Source organism: Vallitalea pronyensis (assembly GCF_018141445.1).
GTDB classification, from domain to species: Bacteria; Bacillota; Clostridia; order Lachnospirales; family Vallitaleaceae; genus Vallitalea; species Vallitalea pronyensis.
This window is the reverse complement of the sequence record NZ_CP058649.1, coordinates 1,479,434-1,502,135: the sequence shown is the minus strand read 5'-3', so window position 1 is coordinate 1,502,135 and position 22,702 is coordinate 1,479,434. Positions and strand designations below refer to the sequence as shown.

The following is a 22,702-nucleotide window of genomic DNA, read 5'->3' as shown; positions in this document are numbered from 1 at the left end:
GTATGGCTTTTATTTAACTCTTTCTAATATGCTATCCTGTATTATACCATAAATAGTCAAGGATACCTACGCTTTTTAAAAAGTAATTACACTATTCTCCTGAACAGACTTCAACAGGTTTTTCACCCTTAAATAAAATTTTCAGAAGAGGGGGTGTCACAATGGTTGATATGACAACCAGTAAAACCACACTTGTAAAAGTCTGATTGGTAATAATATGGCTTTTGAGTCCTTGGTTGGCCACAATCAAGGCGACCTCAGCTCTTGCAATCATACCAATACCTATCTGCATGGAATGCTTGCCGCTGAAACCTGATAGTCGAGCGCCAAGACCACACCCAATGATCTTTCCTCCTATGGCTAAAAGAACAATCACCAATGCATAGCCTAAATATTTCACAATATCACTGGTGATAACAGCACTAAGACCGATGCTGACAAAAAAAATGGGTGTAAATAACGCAAAAGCAAATGATTGGATTTTGTTAACCACACGATGACGATAGGGTGTTGCTGCTAATGCTACCCCTGCAAAGTAAGCACCTGTGATGGCTGCTACACTGAATAATTCCGCTGCAAATGCCAAGGTGAAGCATAATATAATGGCAAAGGTTACAATACGGTCTCGCCATACAGAACCCTGAGCAAATCGTGTAATACCTTTTGAAACAATGGTACCAATCACAATGGATAATATAAAGAATGAGACGATGTTAATCATCAGCTGTAAGACACTTGTATGGGAGTTTGGGTTCACCATACCGGATACAATGGCTAATAAAATGATACCAACAACATCATCAATGATAGCTCCCCCTAAAATGGACACACCTTGACGACTTCCCATTTGTTTAATATCCCGAAGTACAGACACAGATATACTCACTGATGTGGCCGTTAAAATCGTTCCTATATATAGCGCATACATAAAATGCTGACTCTCTGTACCCGCTGGTAAATACTGGGTAAAAAAGTATAATGGGACGAATGTCCCAAGAGCTAACGGAAAGACGACTCCCCCTAATGCTATCATGGAAGCACCTTTCCCCGATGCTTTTAATTCTTTTAAATCTGTTTCTAAACCTGCTAAAAACATAAGAAAAACCACACCAATCTGTGAAATCTTATGTATAATATCATTATTACCATCAACCAGATTGAAGACCGTTGGCCCAATCAAGATACCTACTAGGATTTGTCCAAGAACCGGCGGCATGGATATCTTGGCGGCTAGCCATCCTCCAATTGAAGCAGCAATTAATAATATTGCTAACTGTAATAAAAATTCATATTCTCCTGCATGTGCCCACATAGCTGCAAAGTCCATGATTATGCCCCCTAAACGTATTTTATAAATTGCACTAAATATGATTCTACTCCTATTATGATCATTATGCAATGGTAATAATGTTGATAATGACTAAAAATACATGTTTTTTTTGTACATAGTATACAATATATAGGTTCTGTATGGCTACTTTACAAATTTTTAACCCATGAGCATCTGCGAACTTTAGGTGGTACATAGCGACTACGTTAAGCCTTACGAAGTAAGTTGTTTCGTTAAGAAAGTAACTTTGACGCTTATGAGAATACTTCTATTTCATATGGTAAATTCAGAGAACTTCTTATAAGATAAAAAAAGAGCTCCTAAGAGCTCTTTTGCTTAAATTACTTTATTGGTTTTGCATATTCTTTAATTTTTCAGCCTGATCTGCTGTGATTAAACTATCGACGATCTCTTCAATATCTCCATCTAGGATACTATCTAAGCGGTGTAATGTCAATTTGATACGATGGTCTGTGACACGCCCTTGTGGGAAGTTATAGGTTCGAATCTTCTCGCTGCGATCACCTGTACCTACTTGACTTTTACGGTTATCGGCTTGCTCCCTTTGTACCTTCTCTTGTTCAATATCGTATAAACGTGATCGTAATACTTTTAAAGCTTTGTCTTTGTTTTTCAGCTGGGATTTTTCATCTTGACAGCTTACAACCAGTCCTGTCGGCAAGTGGGTAATACGCACGGCTGAGTCTGTGGTATTTACACTCTGTCCCCCATTACCAGATGAACGGAATACGTCTATACGCAAATCGTTCATGTTAATCTCTACATCCACGTCTTCTACTTCCGGCAATACAGCCACCGTTACTGTGGACGTGTGAATCCTTCCACCTGACTCTGTGACAGGTACTCTCTGAACACGATGTACACCACTTTCATATTTTAGTTTGGAATAGGCACCATTTCCTTGGATCATAAAGACGGCTTCTTTAAAACCACCTATACCACTTTCACTAAGGGATATGGTTTCGACTTTCCAGCGGCTTCGTTCAGCATAACGGGAATACATACGAAATAGAGAAGCTGCAAATAGAGCTGCTTCATCCCCACCTGCACCCCCACGAATTTCAACAAAAACGTTCTTGTCATCATTAGGGTCTTTTGGAAGTAACAGCACTTTTAGTTCTTCTTCTATCTGCTCTATACGCTCTTTACTTTCATTTAATTCCTCTTTTGCCATTTCTTTCATTTCTGGATCATCTTCCTCATCCAGAATGGCTAAACTATCTTCTATATTTTGTTGCGTATCCTTATACGCTTTATATTTTTCAACGACAGGCGCTAGATCACTATGCTCTTTCATTAATTTACGCCATTTATCTTGCTGACTAATGATTTCCGGATCATTAATCATGTGGGATATTTCTTCAAACTTACTCACGATTCCATCTAATTTACCAAACATGCTTGACACCTCACTGTATTTATATTCGGTTTGTTTTACTTTGATACTTTTCACCTGTGACAACCCGATTAATGCCTGCTAAATCCTTTATTATCTTTACATGGGTATAACCTCGTTCCTCTAAAATGTCTTTTACTTCTATACTTTGATTATGTCCTACTTCATAAAAAATATAGCACCTATGACTGGCAACCTCCATCACATCCGTAGAAATTCTCCGGTAGAAATCTAATCCATCCATACCCCCATCCAGGGCCCTCATGGGTTCATGATCTTTTACTTCTCTCATTAACCCTTGAATATCTTCTCGCTTAATATAGGGTGGATTGGAAATTATCAGCTCATACCGCTTGGTTTTATCCACCTGTTGCAACAGATCACTATGGATGAATGCTATACGATCTTCTACACCATGTTGTCTTGCATTTTCTTTTGCCACCTCTATGGCCTCCTTGGATATATCCACTGTGGTCACCTTAATAGTGGGGCATGCGTGACAAAGGCTGATGGGAATACACCCACTGCCAGTTCCTATTTCCAATATATGTGTCACTTTATTTTTTTGTATACATGTGATCGCTTCTTCCACAAGAATTTCTGTATCTTGTCTAGGAATTAACACATGTTCATTGACTGTAAAATTAAGTCCCATAAATGCCACATGCCCTATAATATATTGAAGGGGTTTTCCCTTGGCACGTAACATAATACCATGACGATACAATTTATATGCCTGCTCTGTTATCACTTCATCATCATGAATAATAACATATACCCTATCAATATCCAAAAGGTGTTCCAGTAATAAAGTGGCATCAATCTTGGCGTGGGTTATGTGATTGTCTTGTAAGGTTTTGATGCCTTCACTGAGCACATACCTGATGGTCTTCTTCATCTTTCTCCAAGACCTCCTTCAGTGCAGCTATGGCTACTTCTATCTGTGAATCGTCTGGTTCTCTTGTTGTTAAGTTCTGTAACCACAAACCTGGAACAGCGATTATTTTAGCAATTTTGGACTCTGACCGACCTAACCATTTGATAATTTCATAGGAAAGACCTGCAATCAGTGGTAAACATAATAAACGCACACCAAGCCGTAACCAAAATGTTCTTACATCAATAATCATCAATACAATGATACTCATCATCACAACGATTAGCAAGAAATTGGTGCCACAACGCTTGTGTAAGCGTGAATGTTTTTTAATGTTTTCCACGGTTAAAGCTTCCTCATGTTCCAAACAGTTGATACTCTTATGTTCTGCCCCATGATATTGAAATACCCGTTGTATATCCTTCATAAGGGATATAATTTTTAAATAGGACAGAAAGATTACCACTCTTACAACCCCATCAGCAAGGTTAATGAGGTTCGGATTTGGTAAGTAATCCTTTAATAATTGGGATATAAAAAGTGGTAACAAGATAAATAAACCCATAGCTAATAAAATGGATAACACCACGGAAAAGCCAATCACCACTTTGTCTAATTTATCACCAAATACTTTATTAAAAAACTTATCCACCTTACCAGGTTCTTTGTCCTTTTCATCTTCTACTTCAAAGAATTCGGCTGAATAAGTGAGTATTCGCATACCGATAATTAATGATTCAACAAATGCAAGCATGCCACGAAGTATGGGAAGTTTAAACAGTTTTACTTTTTCTGCAAAACTCGTAAACTCTTTTTTGTCAATAACAATCTCTTTGTCAGGCTTTCTAATAGCTACAGCATAGGCACTTTTCTTTTTCATCATAACGCCTTCTATAACAGCCTGTCCTCCTACATCTACAGGTTTCATATGACCACTTCCATCTTCACATATTTTTATAATATTATTGTTATAGATAAACAAAAAGTTGAGGAAAATCCTCAACTTATGATTAATTATTTTCTTGTTCAATACCGTATTTACGGTTGAATTTATCAATACGTCCACGTGCAGCTACTGCTTTTTGAGTTCCAGTATAGAATGGATGACATTTTGAACAAATTTCAACATGGATGTTCTCATCTGTAGAACCTGTAACAAACTCGTTTCCGCAGTTACATTTCACTGAAGCTTCATGGTATTTTGGATGAATGCCTTCTCTCATTTGTTTCACCTCTTTCAACAGCCTTTAATATTATATGCCGGCTATTGCCGATCTTATATCTCTAAACAGCTTTTATATTATATCATATGATAATACAGTATGCAATACTTTTCAAGGCTTTTTTATAGATTGACGCAATTTGCCTTTATATGTTATACTTCCAACTTCCAATTCATATCATCTTTACATAAACCTTTTCTATCCCTATGTATACGGGTTTACATATATTGACTGCATACCGTTATTAATCTCTAGCGGTATTTCTCTAATAAATTGCTATTAATGGTTTTAAAGAATTCCCCATTGTTATTGGACTTAACAAATACACGTAAAATACTCTCAATGACTTCATCTGAGCGCATGTTACTGCTTGCTTTTCGTAAGCGATAGATGGCATCCATTTCTTCTCTTGTGTAGAGTAAGTCTTCTCTTCTGGTACCTGATTTAGCAATATCGATTGCTGGGAATATACGTTTTTCAGATAATTTTCTATCCAGCACTAATTCCATGTTACCTGTACCTTTGAATTCCTCAAAGATAACTTCATCCATCTTACTTCCTGTCTCAACAAGAGCCGTTGCTAGGATGGTAAGGCTGCCGCCTTCTTCGATGTTTCGTGCTGCACCAAAGAATTTCTTAGGCATATGAAGTGCTGCCGGATCAAGACCTCCTGATAAGGTTCTGCCACTTGGTGGAATGGTTAAGTTGTATGCACGTGCTAATCGTGTAATACTATCTAATAAAATAAATAAATCTTTCTTCTGTTCTACCATACGCTTAGCTCTTGCAAGGACCATTTCTGAAACACGTTTATGATGATCTGGTAATTCATCAAATGTGGAATAGATAACTTCTACATTTTCACCATGTATTGAACGTCGAATATCGGTTACCTCTTCTGGCCGTTCATCAATTAATAAGACAATCAGATGGGCATTGGGCTGATTTTCCGTAATGGCATTGGCTATTTTTTTAAGTAAGGTTGTTTTACCTGCTTTTGGTGGCGCAACAATCATACCCCTTTGACCTTTTCCTATAGGGGCTACGAAATCAATCAGTCTTGTTGAATATTGGGAAGAAATGGTTTCTAGACGCACTCTTTCATTTGGAAATATCGGTGTAAGGTCTTCAAAATTAGGTCTTCTAGCTGCATTAGCTGGCGAATCACCATTAACGGACTGCACATAGAGTAGTGCCCTAAATTTCTCATTTTCTTTAGGCACACGAATGTTACCAATGATTAAATCACCTGTTTTTAAGTTAAACCTTCTAATTTGTGATGGGGATACATAAACGTCATCTTCACCAGGTAAGTAATTTTCACAACGAATGAATCCAAACCCATCAGGAAGCACCTCTAAAACACCGTAGGCTATTTCACCACTATTAAGGTCTTGAAAGTCAGATGGTACCGTTTTAGCTGGTCGTTCACGTACAACTTCTCTTTTTTCCGGCTCTTCTGCGCGTTTTTTATCGTCCACACGATTGTATTCCACTTTTTTCTTGTCTTCTGTTTTCTTCTCAGCAACTCCCTCTACCTTTTTATTCACAAATTTCTGTTGGGTGGGTTGCTTTTTCTCTACACTTGTTTTGTTCTCAGCTTTTTGCTTATAGCTTTCTTGTTTCACTTGTGGCTTTACTTCTTTGGTATTTGATACATGAACCTTTTTGGTTTTTACTTCTTTTGGTTTGGCCTGGACAACCTTTGATTGAGGCTTTTCGTCTTGCTGCTTATTTTTTTCCTCTACTACAACAGTCTCTGTCTCTTGTTTTTCTTGTTTCTTTGCTTCTATTTCTGTCAGAATCTGTACAAGCTCTGCTTTCTTGAAAGTCGTTATACTACGAATGCCTATTTCTTTTCCTAACTGTCTAAGCTCAGCCAACTTCATCTTCTTGAAATCTGTACTCATATTACGAGCACCCCTTCCGTTTTCTTTTTTCCCCTTCATCTGGCTAATGTAATTTAGCCTATCACCTCGTAGAAATCATTCTATCAGGCAAGTAGTCCTATTCCCTTGAATATATCTATCAGGTTTCATCCTTTATTAAAGGAATATACGTCATATGCATTTCAATTATTAGTAAGCATCTTCATTCAATAGTGCACACCTACGCATTATAGAATAAGCTGCTAGTACTCTAATAATATGATTTAATCCTACAAAAATAAAAAACAAAATTTTTTATATTGGGAATATTAATGATAAGTCTCACGAATACAATTAGGATATGCTATAATGAATGGACCTAATGGTTTGAGAATTCTCTCACTTATAAATGTATCACAGCAGGTAAAAGAATTCAATGATTTTCTGAATTGAATTGTAGATTTATGTATATCTTTTTCTATTTACTTATAATAGAAGGGACTATTGCATGAAAAACATCTTGTTTAGTAAGTTTTTGGATAACACTTGTGTGACATTTTCATTATCCTTTCATCATGTCCAGGATGCTTTTCATACAACAGCCCCTTACTTATCTATTCATCGTGGTTCTCTTATATGCTACCCATAAATAGAAGCATTATACACGGTCATTACTACCGAACATACGAATTTTGGTTTTTACAACTTCTTTAACAGCCTCTGACGTTGGTTGTAACATTTTTCTTGGATCATAAACATCTGGTTTTTCTTTTACCACCTTGTGCATAGCTCTTTGGAAAGCTTGGCGCAGGTCCGTATCAATATTGATTTTGTTAACGCCTAATGAAACAGCTTTCTTAATATCTTCTTCAGCTACACCGGATGCACCGTGTAATACGATTGGCATGTTTAAACGAGACTTAATATCTTTTAGACGATCAAAGTCAAGTTCCGGGTCACCTTTATAAACGCCGTGAGCTGTTCCAATAGCAATAGCCAGATAATCAACGCCTGTTTTTTCCACGAATTCTACTGCTTCTGCTGGATCTGTCATGGTAGCATCTTTTGCATCTACTTTTACATGATCTTCAACACCACCGATTTTACCTAGCTCTGCTTCAACCGTAACGCCCATAGGATGAGCAATGGCGATGACTTGCTTGGTGATGTCAATGTTTTGTTCAAATTCATATTTTGAACCATCAAACATCACAGATGTCCATCCATCTCTAAGGCATTTCATCACAACATCCCAATCGGTACCATGGTCAAGGTGTAAAGCCACAGGTACAGAAGCTTTTTCAGCTAATTGTCTTACAATCATAGCGATTTCTTCACTACCCGCATACGTAATTGCACTTTGGCTTGTTTGAATAATAACGGGTGATTTTTCTTCCTCTGCTGCCTCAATAATTGCTCGAGTCATTTCAAGATTACTTGTATTAAAAGCACCTACAGCGTATCCTTCTTCATGAGCTTTTTGTAATATTTCTTTTCCTGTTACTAACATATGTTTTCCTCCTCATAAGCATATTGTTCCTTTATTTATGGTATAGAATAAGCATGTTGGACATACTTTTCTTGTCATGTCATGTGTCATGTTTTATTATCATTTAATGAAATAATTCTCTATAATACTAGGTAAAATTCCCTTTTTTGACTTATTATCCAAGTTATTGTATCACAGTTAACTTTTATAATCAAATATTTCTATGCCAAAATTAAGGTAGCTATACGGAAAAATATTAGTAATGTTGTTACATCCACGATGGTGGTGATTAACGGACTTGCCATAATGGCTGGGTCAAGCTTTAATTTTTTAGCAACTATTGGTAATGTACCGCCGATAATAGCTGCAAAAGTTGTGGTACAAATTAACGTTAAACCGACCATAACAGCTCGATAGATATCACCATTAGTTATAAAAATCCGAATACAGTTAAGAACACCTAAAGTAGCTCCCACCATAAGCCCTACACGTATTTCTTTCCATAACACTTGAAAGAAATCTTTAAATTTGATATCCCCTAATGTGATGCTACGAATGACCAATGTAGCTGATTGTGCACCTGCGTTACCACCTGTTGACATGAGCATAGGTGTATAGATAGCTAAAGCAAATTGGACAATTAAATGATTATTGCCGTTCATGACCATTTCGGTTAAATAAGCCGAGAACATCAAGATAACCAACCAGGGTAGACGCTTCTTAGCCAAAACCGTTGTAGATGCTTCAAGATAATCAATCTCTGTTGGTTCGATGGCAGCCATACGTTGAAAATCCTCTGTTGTTTCTTCTTCAATAACATCCACGATATCATCAATGGTGATGATACCCACTAGACGGTTTTCATTGTCTACGACAGGTAGGGATAAAAAATCATATTTTTTAAATACTTCTGCAATATATTCTTGGTCATCATGGGTATTTACAAAGATAACATCTGTTTCCATAATATCCCCAATGATAGCTTCTGTATCACTAAGCACTAAGTCTTTTAGGGATATAATACCTTCTAGAGTCCGTTTATGTCCTGTGACATAACTGGTATAAATGGTTTCTTTATCCACACCGGTTTGTCTAATTGTTGCCATGGCCTTACTGACGGTCATCTCTTTTTTTAACCCGACAAACTCGATGGTCATTAGACTACCAGCGGAGTCATCTGGATAGTTAAGGAATTGATTGATGAGTGTTCGCTCGGTGTCGTTTGAGTGTTGTAAAATACGTTTTACCACGTTAGCAGGTACTTCTTCTATTAAGTCAATTTTATCATCGAAATTAAGTTCATCCATGAGTTCAATTAACTCTTGATCACTGACCAGTGACGATAATTTGGACTGTCGATCCACGTCTAAAAATGAAAAAACTTCTGCAGCAATCTCCTTAGGTAATAGTCGAAATACCAACAGCGACTCTCTTATACGAAGATCTTCTAATAATTCTGCAATATCTGCTTCTTGCATATCTGAAAGTTGATTTCTAATCTCGGAAAATCGACGAGTGTCCAATAAATCTTGTAATGTTTTAATATCCATTGTTTTCAGCCTCCCTTTATGTATTTCTACCATATTTACGCATCAAAAAGATACCAACATAAAAGAAGTTACATTGTTTAATACTTTTTCTTACGGGATGGTAGAAATATGCTTATTATATGACTACTACTCCCAGGTCCTGAATCCATACTACCATCTCCTTTTTTCTATGAGCTGTTATGACAAGTTTTACACGCATAAATTAGATCACACATGTTTACATAACAGTCTTGTTATTATTTCCTTTTCATTGATACTTTACTACACTCTATGCTTAATGTCTAGAATTGTTTTCTTTTATGGTCAAAAAATAATCAATCCCCAATGATTTTATGGTATAATTTAGATAAATATGTAACATTTGCTTACCAATATACAGCACTAGAGGGGGTAGCCTATGCAGTTTTTCATCACGATTTTTAAGAATCTACTAGGATATGACGGTTTAATCCTATTACTGGCTTTAGGTAATGGTTTTTATTGCTTGCCAAAATTAAAGCATACCACGGCGTTACTGGAGCATGGTTTGAAACCAACCATATATGTACCTATACAACAAATTATACTCATGATTCATCCATCCAATAAATCTGAATTAGATTTGCATAAATTACGCAAACTAAAGGAAAGTGAAACAAAACAGTATCACCGTTTCGCTTCCATAACAAATATGTTTCCACTTATGGGCATACTTGGGACCATTATTTCACTCCTAAGACTGGCATCCCTTTCCAATGACAGTATTATGTTTAATTTCACAACAGCTCTGACTTCGACTTTTTGGGGGCTTGTATGTGCCATTGTCTTCAAAGCAATTGACGGTACCATCTATCCTAAAATAGCACTTAATGATGATAGCTTTAACCTTCTCATTAATCGAATCGACCAATATACAAGTAAGGGTGATGCAGATGAAGCAAAGAACATTTCTTGATCTGACACCATTATTGGATGTGGTACTTATTCTACTCTTTGCTTTTATGTTAAATGTGAATGCCGCCAGTTCAGAGACAGAAGCCCAACTGGAAAATGAGACTGAAACCAGTCAGAGTCTACGCCTTCAGTTAGATGAGAAAGATAATGAGATAAAAAAACTCCAAGATGAACTAGAGCATTCACAGGTAAAAATAGCAGCTCTAGAAGCATCATTGGATGACTTGCAGTCGGCTATGACTGTTGAAAAAGAGACCCTTACAGCTATTACCCATCAACTGACCAAATGGTTTGGTCGTCAGCCGCTTAAAAAAATAGCCAACACAAAAACCATTGATAAATTTTTAGATGAAGCGTCTGTTTATGAACAACTATATAAGTATGATACGCTATCCAAGCGCTACTTTTTTGTAGACATAACCTTACAAACTTCAAACAATCAACTCTCCATTAATGATGAACGTACTGGTATTTACATTACTTTTGATGATGTATCCAATGATGACCGGAAGCACCTTAAAATGGAACAAATAAAAGAAAGCATAGAAAAAGTTCTAGAAAACCGTGAAGGTGGTTATACCTTTGTGCTGATGACATTAAGTGAAGAAGGCAATGTATACCGCTACGCTTATAATCTGGTATGGGATGCAATCAAAGAAATTGAAGCCAAATATGGCGCGGATAAAATGTTTAAGACCAAATATAAATCACCTAAAATGACCACTTCTGAAGCTGATTAAGTAAAAACTTCCTAAAGATAAGAAATCTTACGCAAGAAAGGATGAGGAAACATGTCAAGATACCGTCGTAAACCTCGTAAAGGACCTCGTTTATTGATTACGCTTATTATACTCGGATTATTGGTAGTTCTAGGGGCTGACAACTTTGGATTTGATTGGTTTAATTTCAAGTATGATCTCAATAACGCTTCTAACTCCACAGAGTCCATCCACAGTCCTTCCGATGATGACTCCAAAAAAACATCTAACAGTCAATATGTCAACATTGTTATAAAAGATGATGACATTACGCTTAATGAAACGGCTATAACACAAGATAAATTATCTGAAGCACTGGCTCAACTAAACAAGGACAAAACCATTGTGAATCTTATGGATAATGGTGCATACAACACGGCTTTTACAGACGTTGAGGACCTAATAAAAGAAAAGAATATGAAATACATTGTATCAACCATCAAAACACAGTAGCGATCAGGGAGGATTGTCAAGTTACTCATGCTAACATATTTTCATAAAGACATGGTCAAACGCTGGCAGATAGTGTACAATGAAGGAAGAAGATTATCTTTACAAAAGTTTGTTTTATAAAAATATCCCAAGGAGTGATAAGAATGAATGTGAAAATTATTACCGATAGTGCTTGTGATTTACCGCAAAATATTATAGAACAATACAATATAGATGTCTTACCCATTGTCGTTTTTATGAACGATAAGGAATATAAAGATAGCGTGGATATTCAACCCAAGGAACTTATGACCTATATGCGGGAAGGTGGTATGACTAAAACCGCTCAGGTAACTTATGAAAACATTGATAAAATGTTACGTCAGTATGTGAGTGATGGTATACCTTGTATCTATATCGCTTTTTCGTCAGAACTGTCTGGTACATATCAAACGGCTAAACTTGTCGAACAAGATATTAAAGATGAGTTTCCCGACTATGATTTAACGGTAATCGATTCTAAGTCAGCTTCTCTTGGCTTTGGTCTCATGGTCTATCTCATTGCTGAATTAGCCGAAAAAGGTGCTTCCAAGGATGAATTGATTGAGAAGATTAATTACTATAAACAACATATTGAACATATTTTTACCGTTGAAAACCTGGAATACCTCTATCGAGGGGGACGTGTATCTAAGACCGCAGCTGTGGTGGGTTCTGTGCTTAATATTAAACCCATTCTTCATGTGGATGATGGTAAACTTATCCCAATTGAACGTGCAAGAGGACGAAAAAAATCCCTCAGTCGTATGATTGATATCATTGGCGAAAGAAGTGATAGCAGCATTAGCGATCAAGTGATAGGCATTAGTCATGGTGATGACCTTAAGGCTGCTCTTTGGGTGAAAGAAAAAATTGAGGCAACCTACGGTGCCAAAGAATTCATTATTCGTGATGTGGGCTGTGCCATTGGTGCCCATTCGGGTCCAGGAACTTTAGCTATCTTTTTTATTGGTAAAGCATAATAAGAAAATTAACGTGTTATATCAAAGTTAAATGGTAAAACAGATTAAGTATTAAGGCTTTAAAATTGGAGGGGCACTTACAGCCCCTTCATTATTTGTCCATTTTTGACATGTTACCCTCTTCATTTATCGTTTTTGATTCTTAGGTACATTGATATGATTGGTCTGCGCATCTACATTATTCTTATAGTAATTTACTTGTCGTCGTACTTCCTTAACCTCATTTAAATGGTCTCTTTTTGTCACACCGGTGTCATTACTGAGATGCATAATACCACTCCTTTTATTTTAATCCTGTACTATTAGTATTGATTTTTTTGCCTTATATATTCGGTTTAATCCATACCAATAAATGATATAGACGAATCTATCACTTGCATGTGTAGCTGTAATTTTTTCATGCATAGTTGCCTCTGATTTTGGAGAAATTAACATTATGGTTAGCATATAAAAGATTATTTTTTATGTGACCAAAACAAAAGAGGTTTGCCTCTTTTAATCATTATCTATTATAAAATTATTTGAGAGGAGCTTACTAATGGATTTAAACAATAATGCCAACACAAGTATCGGATGTACAGTCAATGAATGTCGTCATCACACAAACAACGATTACTGTTCACTTAATCACATTAACGTTGTAACATCTTCAAATTCTAGTCATGCTGATACCATTCAATGTACAGATTGCGCTAGTTTTGAAAAAAAATAATGATTCTACAAGAAGGGACTGCCATGGTAGACAGTCCCATTTTCTAGTTATTCAAAATCATCAGGGCTTAACTCTTTTGCAAACTCATCATAATCCATATCCGTATCAGGATGATGGGATTTTTTATCCCACTCATGATGTTGTTCTTGATGATGCCCTTGCTTATACTTATTATCTTTTTGACGCTTATCTTTATTATCTAACATATTATGACTCCTATCTCATCAAATTCTTAGAAAGTTACCTTAGTATTTTATCCAATTCGCCTTATATTATTACCTGCATCTTGCTATAAGAAAGTGTGAAAATAATCATATTTTTTTAGAAATAACTTATCCCACTTTTATAGGCTTTTCCATATGATGAATTAGGAGGTGATTTATGTGAGTCCTAATTTAAGAATTAATCAAAAACAACAAAGAAATCATGGTAACGGGCAAGCTAACTTTAATCCTTGGAGCATGCCTCAAACTCCACCACCTATGCAAGCTGCTTATTACCAATCATCAAAAAATTTCAAAAATCCGTTTAAGCCGCCACCTCAAAAATCAAAACAAACACCTCAGTACCCACCTAGCCAACAACCTCAGTATCCACCTCAATACCAACCCATGCAACCTCCTCAGCAACCACCGCAATATCAGCCCATGCAACCTTCTCAGCAGCAACCCCAATATCAACCCATGCAACCATCTAACCAGCAACCTAGGCAACAACAGCCTCAGCAGCCACAAAAGCAACATGATACTCAGCCTCAACAACCCTTTGACCCATGGCATGTTTTTACAGGATTAAGACCTGTGGTTCCACCAGAGTATGGGGCTCCTCCACAGCCTAAATACCCTAATCAACCGGAACCACCAGAAGCGTCACAACCATCTCAGCAACACGAACAAGCACCTGACCAAATGCCTTTTAATCCATGGCATGTATTACCTGCTTTTGGAGCACAGCAACCCGTACAGCAAGAACAACCAAAAAAGAGTAAAAATACCCAAAATAGTGGGTTAACCATTCAAAAGATTCAAGAAAATATAGGGAAAGTTATTGGTACTTCAATTGCTGGTTATGGTAGGATTAATGTTCATGTAAAAGGTGTCGATCATCAAGGGATGGTGCATCTCGTTCTTCTTGATACAAAGCCAAATGACTACATTCATATTCATAATTCGGATATGGTTGGCATTTATCCACCTACCTTCTAAAAAACGTGTGCTTCAATAGCACACGTTTACTCTATGTATAATATTATTTTTTTATATGGTTCTGACAGTATATGGCATAACAAGGTATGACGCTTATATTAACCGTTATTGCGGTATCATGATAAAATTTCACAAGCCCGAGGTATAACAAGCTACATCCGTTATTGTGGATTAGACATATATAGCGTACAATGATATCATAACCGCTACTATGAAAGGAGAATTTATCTTATGCAACCATTAAATATAGGCATTCTTGGCGTTTCCAATCATTTTTTCAAACGCTGTTTTACACCCTTAAAGCATTCCAAGATGATTCATGTCTATGCCATTGCATCCCGAAATGAAGAACGTGCTAGAGAAGCATCCACAAAGTGGCACATACCTAAGTACTATGATTCATATGAAGCTTTGATAGCGGATAAAAACCTAGATGCTGTTTACATACCACTACCTAATCACATGCATTTAGCGTACATTAAAAAATGTGCTGATGCTGGCAAACATGTTATCTGTGAAAAACCGATAACCCTTAATGCTGATGAGGCAATAGAGGCTAGTCATTATGCAGATAAACACGGCATTAAACTGATGGAAGCGTTTATGTATCGTTTTCATCCCAAATGGCAACGTGCGAAAGAACTGGTTATGCAAGGTGAGATTGGCCCAGTTACATCCATTCACACCATTTTTTCTTATCACAATACCAACCCTGACAACATACGAAATGTAAAGGCTTATGGTGGTGGTGCACTATACGATATTGGCTGTTATGCCATCTCTACTGCTCGCTTTATAATGGACAAAGAGCCTATTCGTGTTATGGGACAAGCTCATATTAATCCAACGTTCCATGTAGATGATCTTACGTCGGGCATTATGGATTTTGGTGGACCACGTTGTCTTTTTACAGTAGGTACGCAGACCTTTCCTGAACAGGAAGTGACGATTCATGGTACAGCTGGTACAATTACTGTTACTATACCTTTCAATGATATTCCTGAAATACAAGGTAAGATTCTTGTGAAAACAAGTGCCGGTGAGCGGGTTATCACCTTTGATCCCATTGACCAATACCAGTTAGAATTTGAAGCTTTTGCCAAAGCTATAAGAGAAGATTTACCTGTCCCTCTTAGTCCCACCGATAGTATTGGTAACATGAAGGTCATTGATGCTCTCTTCCAGTCTGCCGAAACAAGTCAATGGGTTACGCTGTAAAACTACTTTCATTATTTGCCACTAGCCTAGTAGATAGGCGATAGGTGTCTCTAAAGTTGTGATTTTTAAAAGAGTCTTAGTAAAGCTTAGTAAGTGTAAGAAGTATTTCCGTTAAAAAGCTTATTTGTCTGACCGTAGGGAGTTATAAGCTTTAGGAAATACTTCTGAAACGAACTTTAGCTTTTCTTAGACTCTTTTAACTTGAACCACTTTAGAGACATCTATCGCCTATCTACGAACGTCTTCCTCTTACAATATCATATCATCAAAATCAAATTCCTCTGCATATGCCATAATACGTTCAAGCATAACCACCCCAGCTTCTTTAACCTTATCAAAATCCATATGAGGTATATATAATGTCTCCATATAATCATGAGATTTCTTCGCATCATGAATTGTACGAATAGCACTATCTAATAATTCACTATAGACCTTGAAGTCATATTGTAACACATCAAAATATTGGTCAATAATGGCATAGTTCAAATATTTATTCATGTCAATGCATTCTGCATCCACCACATCTATATTGTGAAAATCATTAGTGGTTATAAAAGCAACACCTAACTTCTTAATGACAAGGTGTTCAAGTTTATTAGCTGGGTCTATTGGACAATAAAACGCTTCAACATCAAAGCCTTTACTTATAGCACTTTCCTTAACCAGTTCTAATAACTTAGACGTCTGTGTACCAGGCTCTCCTATCACCCTATAGATGGTTTCATTACCGCCAATAACTGTCTCTAAATAGTTGACCAGACCTTTTGGTGTAATGGCGCTGGCAAAAAGTTTTCTCACGTAACCTGGCTTGTTACTTGCCTTATGTTTTTTAAGATGTTTGTTGATCACTTTTTCTGCTTCAATATAAACGCCTGAGTGATCAAGGGCTTCATCATGAATGGTAGCCATATCATCATAGACTGGTTTAGCCGCTTTCAGGTAGCGATAGGCTCTGGCGAAGAGCTTTCCTACAACTTTGTTGACCAGTAGTATTTGCTTACGGTTTTTTCGGATGCCTTCTTCGTTCCAGTAGTCTCCCAGGTGGATGATTTCATCCACTGCTCCTGGATTCTTAGGGTCAACCACATGAGGTGCTGTTCCATCAATAAGAGCCACCTTAATCTGTGGGAAAACCACACCATCTAATGAATGAGGGTCTGATGAGCAATGCATATATTCCACTTCAAAACCTTTTTCCTCCATGGCAGTACCAAGACGTTTCATATAGGTTGATTTTCCTACACCTGGGCCACCTTTTAAACAGATAATACGAGTCGCTTCTTCTTGCGGTAAAATATAATCATAGTATGAAAAAAATCCCCTAGTTGTATTTCCCCCTGGAAAATAATGCCTAACTTTACATGACTTTTCCATAAAATTAACCTCTCTATATTTATTATTATAGTAATAATATTATTAGAGAGGTTGTGTTTATGTGTATAGAAATATAAAATTGTTATGTTGTTGTGGATTATTGACTAATAATCTACCTCTAAAAAATCCTCTAGTTATATAAATAACTCATACATCCGTCTGATGGACTGTATTTTGATTTCAAAAGCATCTTAATACTCAATGATGAAAACATACAAAAGGTTCATTGATTTTAGTTTTTTATTGCTATATACTTATATTATGATACATATAGTGAGTAACACGATAAAAAGGAGGCGTTCCGTTTTATGTCCTATAAAATATTACCTATAAAAGTACCTCCCATTATCACTTATCAATTTCATGCTTTTCCATTATCCGTTTTGCTATGTTACGAGGACGCTCATCCCTGGATTCATAGTAATTATGTTCAGCTTTACTGCAATAAAAATTTACATAGAAATATCGATGACTTTTTCCTTGATTTCTATCTCCCTGAACAAATTATGGGCACGGGTGATTATATCGTTAATATACCTTTTTTTCACGTTAAATGCTTAGATAAAGATATTCTAGATACATTTAATTTAGATGTTAATACATTTATTATCAACTGTTTAAATCAGAACTACTATGTGATGACAGTGGTTGATGAATACTATGTAAATTATAGTTATCATTATAAAAAAAAGCATTTACTTCATGATATTCTTATACATGGGTACAGTGACGAAAATGCTTGTTTCTATACATCTGGGTTTAATAAAAATGCCCAGTATAAAATAGACCATTCATTAAACTTTATATGTTTCAAACAATCATTTGAGAATAACGCTAATAAATTAGGTAAAATGAGTGACCTTACTATTTTTAAATATCAACCAGATCCTCTGAGAAAATATACTTTTGACATACATAACGTTATTGACTTACTAGAGGATTACTTGCATTCAAAAAACACTAGTAATCGTTACAGAATGTATTACAATCCTATAGAGAGAGGCTTTGGCTTAGATGTTTATCACTATTTTATCCACTATCTACAGGCATTAATTGATTGTAAAACATTTAAGAACGTGGACATAAGAGCTTTTCATTGCTTATGGGAACACAAAAAATGCATGTTATCACGCATTGAATACATGCAAAAACATGGCTATCTTCACGCTGAAGATATACTGAGTACATATCAAGAGATTGAAAAGAAATGCTTACAATATCGTAATAAAATTCTGAAATATCATTTCACCCATCATAAAAAAATTATAAAAGATATCGTCTTATCTTTGTCAAATACCTTAGAAAAAGAATATGAAGTATTAAACCATTTATTAAACAGTATTAAATAATAGTACTACTCTACGCAATGGACTTGTGTCAACAAAACTGACATAAGTCCATTTTTCATGATACATCTATCATTTAATAAGATACCCTATTATGGCTATTACAAAAGTATTTCTAACATAAAATGTAGATAAAAATAAAATTTGTATAAAGCAAGTTAAATCCAACTATAACATTTGTACATCTAATAATTATTGAATATTTAAAATATATAACCAATAGGTATATAATGGATGTACAAGCAAACCACTACGCTATAGCGGATATTAACAAGTCGGTATGCTTTTAAAGAAAGGGGGTTCGTTTTAATTAAACTCTAAAGCGTAATATGACAAATTGAAGAATGAAAATAAAGGTTAAGAAAGGGATGGAACATGAAACGTTATTTTGGTAGTAAAAACAGAATGAAATTAACTGCAATAATCATATGTTTTACTTTAATGATGACAACCACGCACCTTAACATCTTAGCTGCGTCAAAAAAAGTGGGAGACCCTCATGTAACTTTTGGTCCAAATGATAGTCGCTATAATACCTTAATGAATAAGTGGAAAAGCGCCGGCGTAGACCCGGGTATTCCTTTTGAAAGCAGTATACGCAATAACGTAAAAGTGACACTTACTGGTGGTAACAGCCGTGCGATTAACAATGCCATAACAGAAGCTAAAGGAAAAGGTGGACATGTATTACTTAAGAATGGTAACTACAACATTGATGCTGCCATAAAAATGAAAACAGGTGTTAGCATTGTTGGCGAAAGTAGAGATGGTGTCATCTGTACCATTAATAAAAGCATGACAAGAGGTGGTGCTTTTGAATTCCTAGAAGGTGTTCATAACAGTGGTATTTATGATATTACCATTAAAGGCGGTTGGTTCATTATGAACAACGGCAAGAAACAATTTTATCCAAAACATAAATGGAATATTGGTTCAAAGACTGAAAACAATGAGTTAGATGGTAATTCTACCCGATCTGTATCCATGGTGAAATGCTATAACTGTTGGTTAGATAATGTTAAAATATTGAACAGTGCTGACCATCCACTATGGATTAATGCCAACCATAACACCATCCGAGACGTGAACATTAAAGGGGCTTTTAATAAGCATGGGGGCTGTCATGGATACTTCATGGTAATGGGTGCTTATAATCTCATTACAGGTTGTAATGCAACCCAAATCCGCCATATATCCATACAAGGTCAAGGTGCAGAATATAATGTGTTCTATAAAAATGATTTCAAACAAGAAATCAGTTTCCATACCCATGATAAAGGGAATAACTTGGTGGAGAAAAATACCATTACATTACCAGCAGATATGCCTGCTGGCAATGGCGTCCCTAACTACTATGCCATTATGGGCCCATGGTCAATAAATCACCAATTATCAACCAACAAAAGTTTTGTCTATAAAAATACCGTTAAAGAGCTAAATCATGGTGGGGCTACACCTTGGTCCGATAATAGCGTTGTGTACAAAGGACCCCATTATGTCAAACCAGCTAATCCATTAACCAATTTCAAACCAATCGCAGAAAATTTATCACCCCAAGGGGGTAGCTTTTACCCTGTAAGATTAAACTAAATATTGAACCTTATTGCAAAATCTTAGTACCATCTGACACGGAAAGAGAACATTCTTTGTTCTCTTTTCATATGTTCTTTCATACAAGCAGTGTTTTCATGTGTAATAAAAAAGGCTTTCTTATAATAGGAAAAATTCGCTTTTTGGAACGAGGCTTAGCCTCTATTGTTCTCACAAGAGTAGATGATCTAAGTGCCTTGTTCCTCCTTTAGCCTATCCAAGCATCGTTGACACCAATACATATTATTGCTATAATTATAATAATATTGCTATTTATTTGCAACATTTGTAGATATTTGTATTTATTTGAATAGAAGTCATTCATTTATTCATGCAATATTTCTAACTCAATGAATCAAGGAGATTATATATGAATTGTAAAAAACTACCCATTACTAAACCTCCAATTATCGGCTATGTTGTCCATGCCTTCCCATTATCCATTATTTTTAATTATGATAAATGTCTGCCTTGGTTTTATAACAACTATATGCAATTAGTCTGTCATAAAGGGCTTCAAAACAACTTTTTTGATTTTTTTTCATTGTGTATGCCCATTGAAGACATTCAATGGGTTAATTCGGTATATCCTGGTATACCATGGCTCAATACGCATACAATGGATAATTACTTATTGATTGACTGCAATATTGATATAAAACAAGCCATTATTCATGCATTAAAGCGAGAAAACTATATGGTGTGTCATCTGGATGAATTCTATGTACCTAATCGGATTTCATTCCAAAAAGAACATTATTTTCATGAAAATATGATTTTTGGTTTCGATCATCATAAAAAGGCATTTGATATATTAGGTTTTGATCATAAAGGAATTTTTAGAAGTAGTACAATAAGTTATGATTTATTTGACCAAGCTTCCAGTCAACTGGCTTCAAATAACCATGACCTAAAGTTTTTACATTTGAAGGATGATTTTATATATGCATTGGATTTAACGTGTATTAAAAATGGACTACGTGACTATCTGAATGGCGAAAACTCTAGCCAGCAGTATACGATTATCAGAAATCCTACCCATAACTATGTATATGGTATGGATATTTATAACCAGTTAATTCTATATCTTAAACGGTTATATAACCTTGCAGCAGTAAGTGATATTCGACCTTTTCATCTCTTATGGGAACATAAAAAATGTATGGTTCTAAGAATTGCATACATCCTAGCTGAATATAATGAAACAATTACGGATTTAGAAGAAATCCATAACACTTATTTAACGATTCAGCAAACGAGCCAATCCATTCGCAACTTATTCTTAAAATATAACTTAACAAGACGTGGTGACATTATAGAAAGAATTATACCTTTATTACAAGATATGTGTATGAAAGAAAAAACAATCTTACCTAAATTTATTTCCGTAATAGAGGGCTTAGAAAAAAGAGGAAATCCTAAATAGGAATGAAAGAAAAGGGTTACAGGCCCTAAACCGCCTTAATCGATCATCATATGTATGTGATCGATTAGGTGAGAATAGGCAGTATGTTATAGGGCTGCTTTATTTTTTTTGTTCTTCAACCCATTTTATTAATTTTAACCATCTTTCATGTCCAACGCCGACACATCCAGAGACAACGTTATCATGATCAAAATGATAGGTTTTACTAAACTTGTTGCCGTGGTAATTAAACGAAGCAAGAGCAATCTCTCGTCCATCAATATGTACGATTAATTCTCGCTTCATGTGATTCATTAACTGGAATTTCTTCCATGCCTTCAACTCACTATCTGAGCCAAAAAAATGGTCAAAAGCCGGTTGTATGGTTGCTTCCTTATCTATGGTTAAGATATATTGAAACAACCATTCTTCCATCTGTTTTAAGCAGTTCCTGACGTATGATTCTGAACCAATAAAGATACACTCTCTAACGTTGAATTCCCATACATGCTGTAATCCATCATGATCTCCGCCTTCATAGCGATACCCTTTTGCTTTTGCAGTGAGGCAGAATGGTTCTGATATAATCTGATTTTCAAACATAGGATAGACATGCAGACAAACAGCTGGTGTTAAATAGAACTCACTTAATTGTGACGTTTCATCTGTTATATTACCTTCTTTTTGAATGTGATCATATTTATTTGGATGAGCCACTGCAACGGCAGTTAGCTGCTGTTGACTATTACGAAAATAGCCGCTCTTTTCAAGGATTTCTCTTGTGATAAAGGTAGGTATTGTGATATTCTTAGCTTCAAATACTTTCAAAAATTCACAGATTTTGTTATCCAGGTCTTCAACATAGCGTGTATCTTTTTCGTCCAAACAAAAGTATTCATGATGGAATATACTATAATCGTTATGCATATACAAGACTCCTTTTCTTATAA

Annotated in this window: 22 protein-coding genes; 10 read left to right on the top strand and 12 right to left on the bottom strand. The window is 35.8% G+C overall.

What is annotated here, in order from left to right:
- Window positions 1–91 precede the first annotated feature (91 nt).
- From HZI73_RS06275 to mgtE, 8 genes are all read right to left on the bottom strand, one after another.
- Window positions 92–1,327 (bottom strand): cation:proton antiporter, encoded by a 1,236-nt coding sequence (locus HZI73_RS06275; protein WP_246552370.1) that lies wholly within the window; start codon window positions 1,325–1,327, stop codon window positions 92–94.
- Window positions 1,328–1,676: 349 nt separating this feature from the next.
- Window positions 1,677–2,750: a peptide chain release factor 1 gene (prfA, locus tag HZI73_RS06270; RefSeq protein WP_212697403.1), complete on the bottom strand. Its 1,074-nt coding sequence runs from the start codon at window positions 2,748–2,750 to the stop codon at window positions 1,677–1,679.
- 19 nt (window positions 2,751–2,769) lie between these two features.
- A complete protein-coding gene (gene prmC, locus HZI73_RS06265; protein ID WP_212697402.1) occupies window positions 2,770–3,645 on the bottom strand; it encodes a peptide chain release factor N(5)-glutamine methyltransferase in 876 nt (291 codons plus the stop codon).
- On the bottom strand, window positions 3,614–4,552 hold the full coding sequence (locus HZI73_RS06260; RefSeq protein ID WP_212697401.1) for a DUF1385 domain-containing protein: 939 nt from the start codon (window positions 4,550–4,552) through the stop codon (window positions 3,614–3,616). Before HZI73_RS06260 ends, prmC begins: the two co-directional genes overlap by 32 nt.
- 82 nt (window positions 4,553–4,634) lie before the next feature.
- Complete coding sequence (gene rpmE, locus HZI73_RS06255) at window positions 4,635–4,847, bottom strand: 50S ribosomal protein L31 (RefSeq protein WP_212698704.1); 213 nt, start codon at window positions 4,845–4,847, stop codon at window positions 4,635–4,637.
- Window positions 4,848–5,098: 251 nt separating this feature from the next.
- Window positions 5,099–6,757: a transcription termination factor Rho gene (rho, locus tag HZI73_RS06250; RefSeq protein WP_212697400.1), complete on the bottom strand. Its 1,659-nt coding sequence runs from the start codon at window positions 6,755–6,757 to the stop codon at window positions 5,099–5,101.
- 616 nt (window positions 6,758–7,373) lie between these two features.
- Window positions 7,374–8,225: a class II fructose-1,6-bisphosphate aldolase gene (locus HZI73_RS06245; RefSeq protein ID WP_212697399.1), complete on the bottom strand. Its 852-nt coding sequence runs from the start codon at window positions 8,223–8,225 to the stop codon at window positions 7,374–7,376.
- Window positions 8,226–8,425: 200 nt separating this feature from the next.
- Window positions 8,426–9,754, bottom strand: a complete 1,329-nt coding sequence (gene mgtE / locus HZI73_RS06240; RefSeq protein WP_330619692.1) for a magnesium transporter — start codon at window positions 9,752–9,754, stop codon at window positions 8,426–8,428.
- Window positions 9,755–10,151: 397 nt separating this feature from the next.
- Between mgtE and HZI73_RS06235 the strand changes: the two genes are divergently transcribed.
- The 4 genes from HZI73_RS06235 to HZI73_RS06220 all read left to right on the top strand — a co-directional run bounded on the left by HZI73_RS06235 (window position 10,152) and on the right by HZI73_RS06220 (window position 12,899).
- A complete protein-coding gene (locus tag HZI73_RS06235) occupies window positions 10,152–10,688 on the top strand; it encodes a MotA/TolQ/ExbB proton channel family protein (protein WP_212697398.1) in 537 nt (178 codons plus the stop codon).
- Complete coding sequence (locus HZI73_RS06230) at window positions 10,666–11,427, top strand: coiled-coil domain-containing protein (RefSeq protein ID WP_212697397.1); 762 nt, start codon at window positions 10,666–10,668, stop codon at window positions 11,425–11,427. The genes HZI73_RS06235 and HZI73_RS06230 overlap by 23 nt, the downstream gene beginning before the upstream one ends.
- A gap of 51 nt (window positions 11,428–11,478) precedes the next feature.
- Window positions 11,479–11,898 (top strand): hypothetical protein, encoded by a 420-nt coding sequence (locus HZI73_RS06225; protein ID WP_212697396.1) that lies wholly within the window; start codon window positions 11,479–11,481, stop codon window positions 11,896–11,898.
- A gap of 143 nt (window positions 11,899–12,041) precedes the next feature.
- On the top strand, window positions 12,042–12,899 hold the full coding sequence (locus HZI73_RS06220) for a DegV family protein (RefSeq protein ID WP_212697395.1): 858 nt from the start codon (window positions 12,042–12,044) through the stop codon (window positions 12,897–12,899).
- Window positions 12,900–13,025: 126 nt separating this feature from the next.
- On the opposite strand, the gene HZI73_RS06215 is transcribed toward HZI73_RS06220, so the two are convergent.
- The gene (locus tag HZI73_RS06215) at window positions 13,026–13,169 is read right to left on the bottom strand and encodes a hypothetical protein (RefSeq protein WP_212697394.1); all 144 of its coding nucleotides are present in this window, start codon (window positions 13,167–13,169) and stop codon (window positions 13,026–13,028) included.
- Between the two features lie 268 nt (window positions 13,170–13,437).
- On the opposite strand from HZI73_RS06215, the gene HZI73_RS26850 reads away from it, so the two are divergent.
- On the top strand, window positions 13,438–13,611 hold the full coding sequence (locus HZI73_RS26850) for a DUF1540 domain-containing protein (protein ID WP_212697393.1): 174 nt from the start codon (window positions 13,438–13,440) through the stop codon (window positions 13,609–13,611).
- A 47-nt stretch (window positions 13,612–13,658) separates the two neighbouring features.
- Here the strand turns inward: HZI73_RS26850 and HZI73_RS06205 are convergent, their stop codons facing one another.
- Window positions 13,659–13,817 (bottom strand): hypothetical protein, encoded by a 159-nt coding sequence (locus HZI73_RS06205; RefSeq protein WP_212697392.1) that lies wholly within the window; start codon window positions 13,815–13,817, stop codon window positions 13,659–13,661.
- Window positions 13,818–13,994: 177 nt separating this feature from the next.
- Between HZI73_RS06205 and HZI73_RS06200 the strand changes: the two genes are divergently transcribed.
- Window positions 13,995–14,816, top strand: a complete 822-nt coding sequence (locus tag HZI73_RS06200; protein WP_212697391.1) for a hypothetical protein — start codon at window positions 13,995–13,997, stop codon at window positions 14,814–14,816.
- A 231-nt stretch (window positions 14,817–15,047) separates the two neighbouring features.
- A complete protein-coding gene (locus tag HZI73_RS06195) occupies window positions 15,048–16,034 on the top strand; it encodes a Gfo/Idh/MocA family protein (protein ID WP_212697390.1) in 987 nt (328 codons plus the stop codon).
- 249 nt (window positions 16,035–16,283) lie between these two features.
- On the opposite strand, the gene HZI73_RS06190 is transcribed toward HZI73_RS06195, so the two are convergent.
- Complete coding sequence (locus HZI73_RS06190) at window positions 16,284–17,411, bottom strand: PRK06851 family protein (protein WP_212697389.1); 1,128 nt, start codon at window positions 17,409–17,411, stop codon at window positions 16,284–16,286.
- Between the two features lie 308 nt (window positions 17,412–17,719).
- On the opposite strand from HZI73_RS06190, the gene HZI73_RS06185 reads away from it, so the two are divergent.
- From HZI73_RS06185 to HZI73_RS06175, 3 genes are all read left to right on the top strand, one after another.
- A complete protein-coding gene (locus HZI73_RS06185; protein ID WP_212697388.1) occupies window positions 17,720–18,760 on the top strand; it encodes a hypothetical protein in 1,041 nt (346 codons plus the stop codon).
- A 372-nt stretch (window positions 18,761–19,132) separates the two neighbouring features.
- Window positions 19,133–20,347 carry a hypothetical protein gene (locus HZI73_RS06180; RefSeq protein ID WP_212697387.1) on the top strand — a complete coding sequence of 405 codons (1,215 nt, stop codon included), beginning with the start codon at window positions 19,133–19,135 and terminating at the stop codon, window positions 20,345–20,347.
- A 370-nt stretch (window positions 20,348–20,717) separates the two neighbouring features.
- Window positions 20,718–21,773, top strand: a complete 1,056-nt coding sequence (locus tag HZI73_RS06175; protein ID WP_212697386.1) for a hypothetical protein — start codon at window positions 20,718–20,720, stop codon at window positions 21,771–21,773.
- Between the two features lie 99 nt (window positions 21,774–21,872).
- Here HZI73_RS06175 and HZI73_RS06170 read toward each other — a convergent pair whose 3' ends face one another.
- Window positions 21,873–22,679 carry an aminoacyl--tRNA ligase-related protein gene (locus tag HZI73_RS06170; protein WP_212697385.1) on the bottom strand — a complete coding sequence of 269 codons (807 nt, stop codon included), beginning with the start codon at window positions 22,677–22,679 and terminating at the stop codon, window positions 21,873–21,875.
- Window positions 22,680–22,702: the final 23 nt, after the last annotated feature.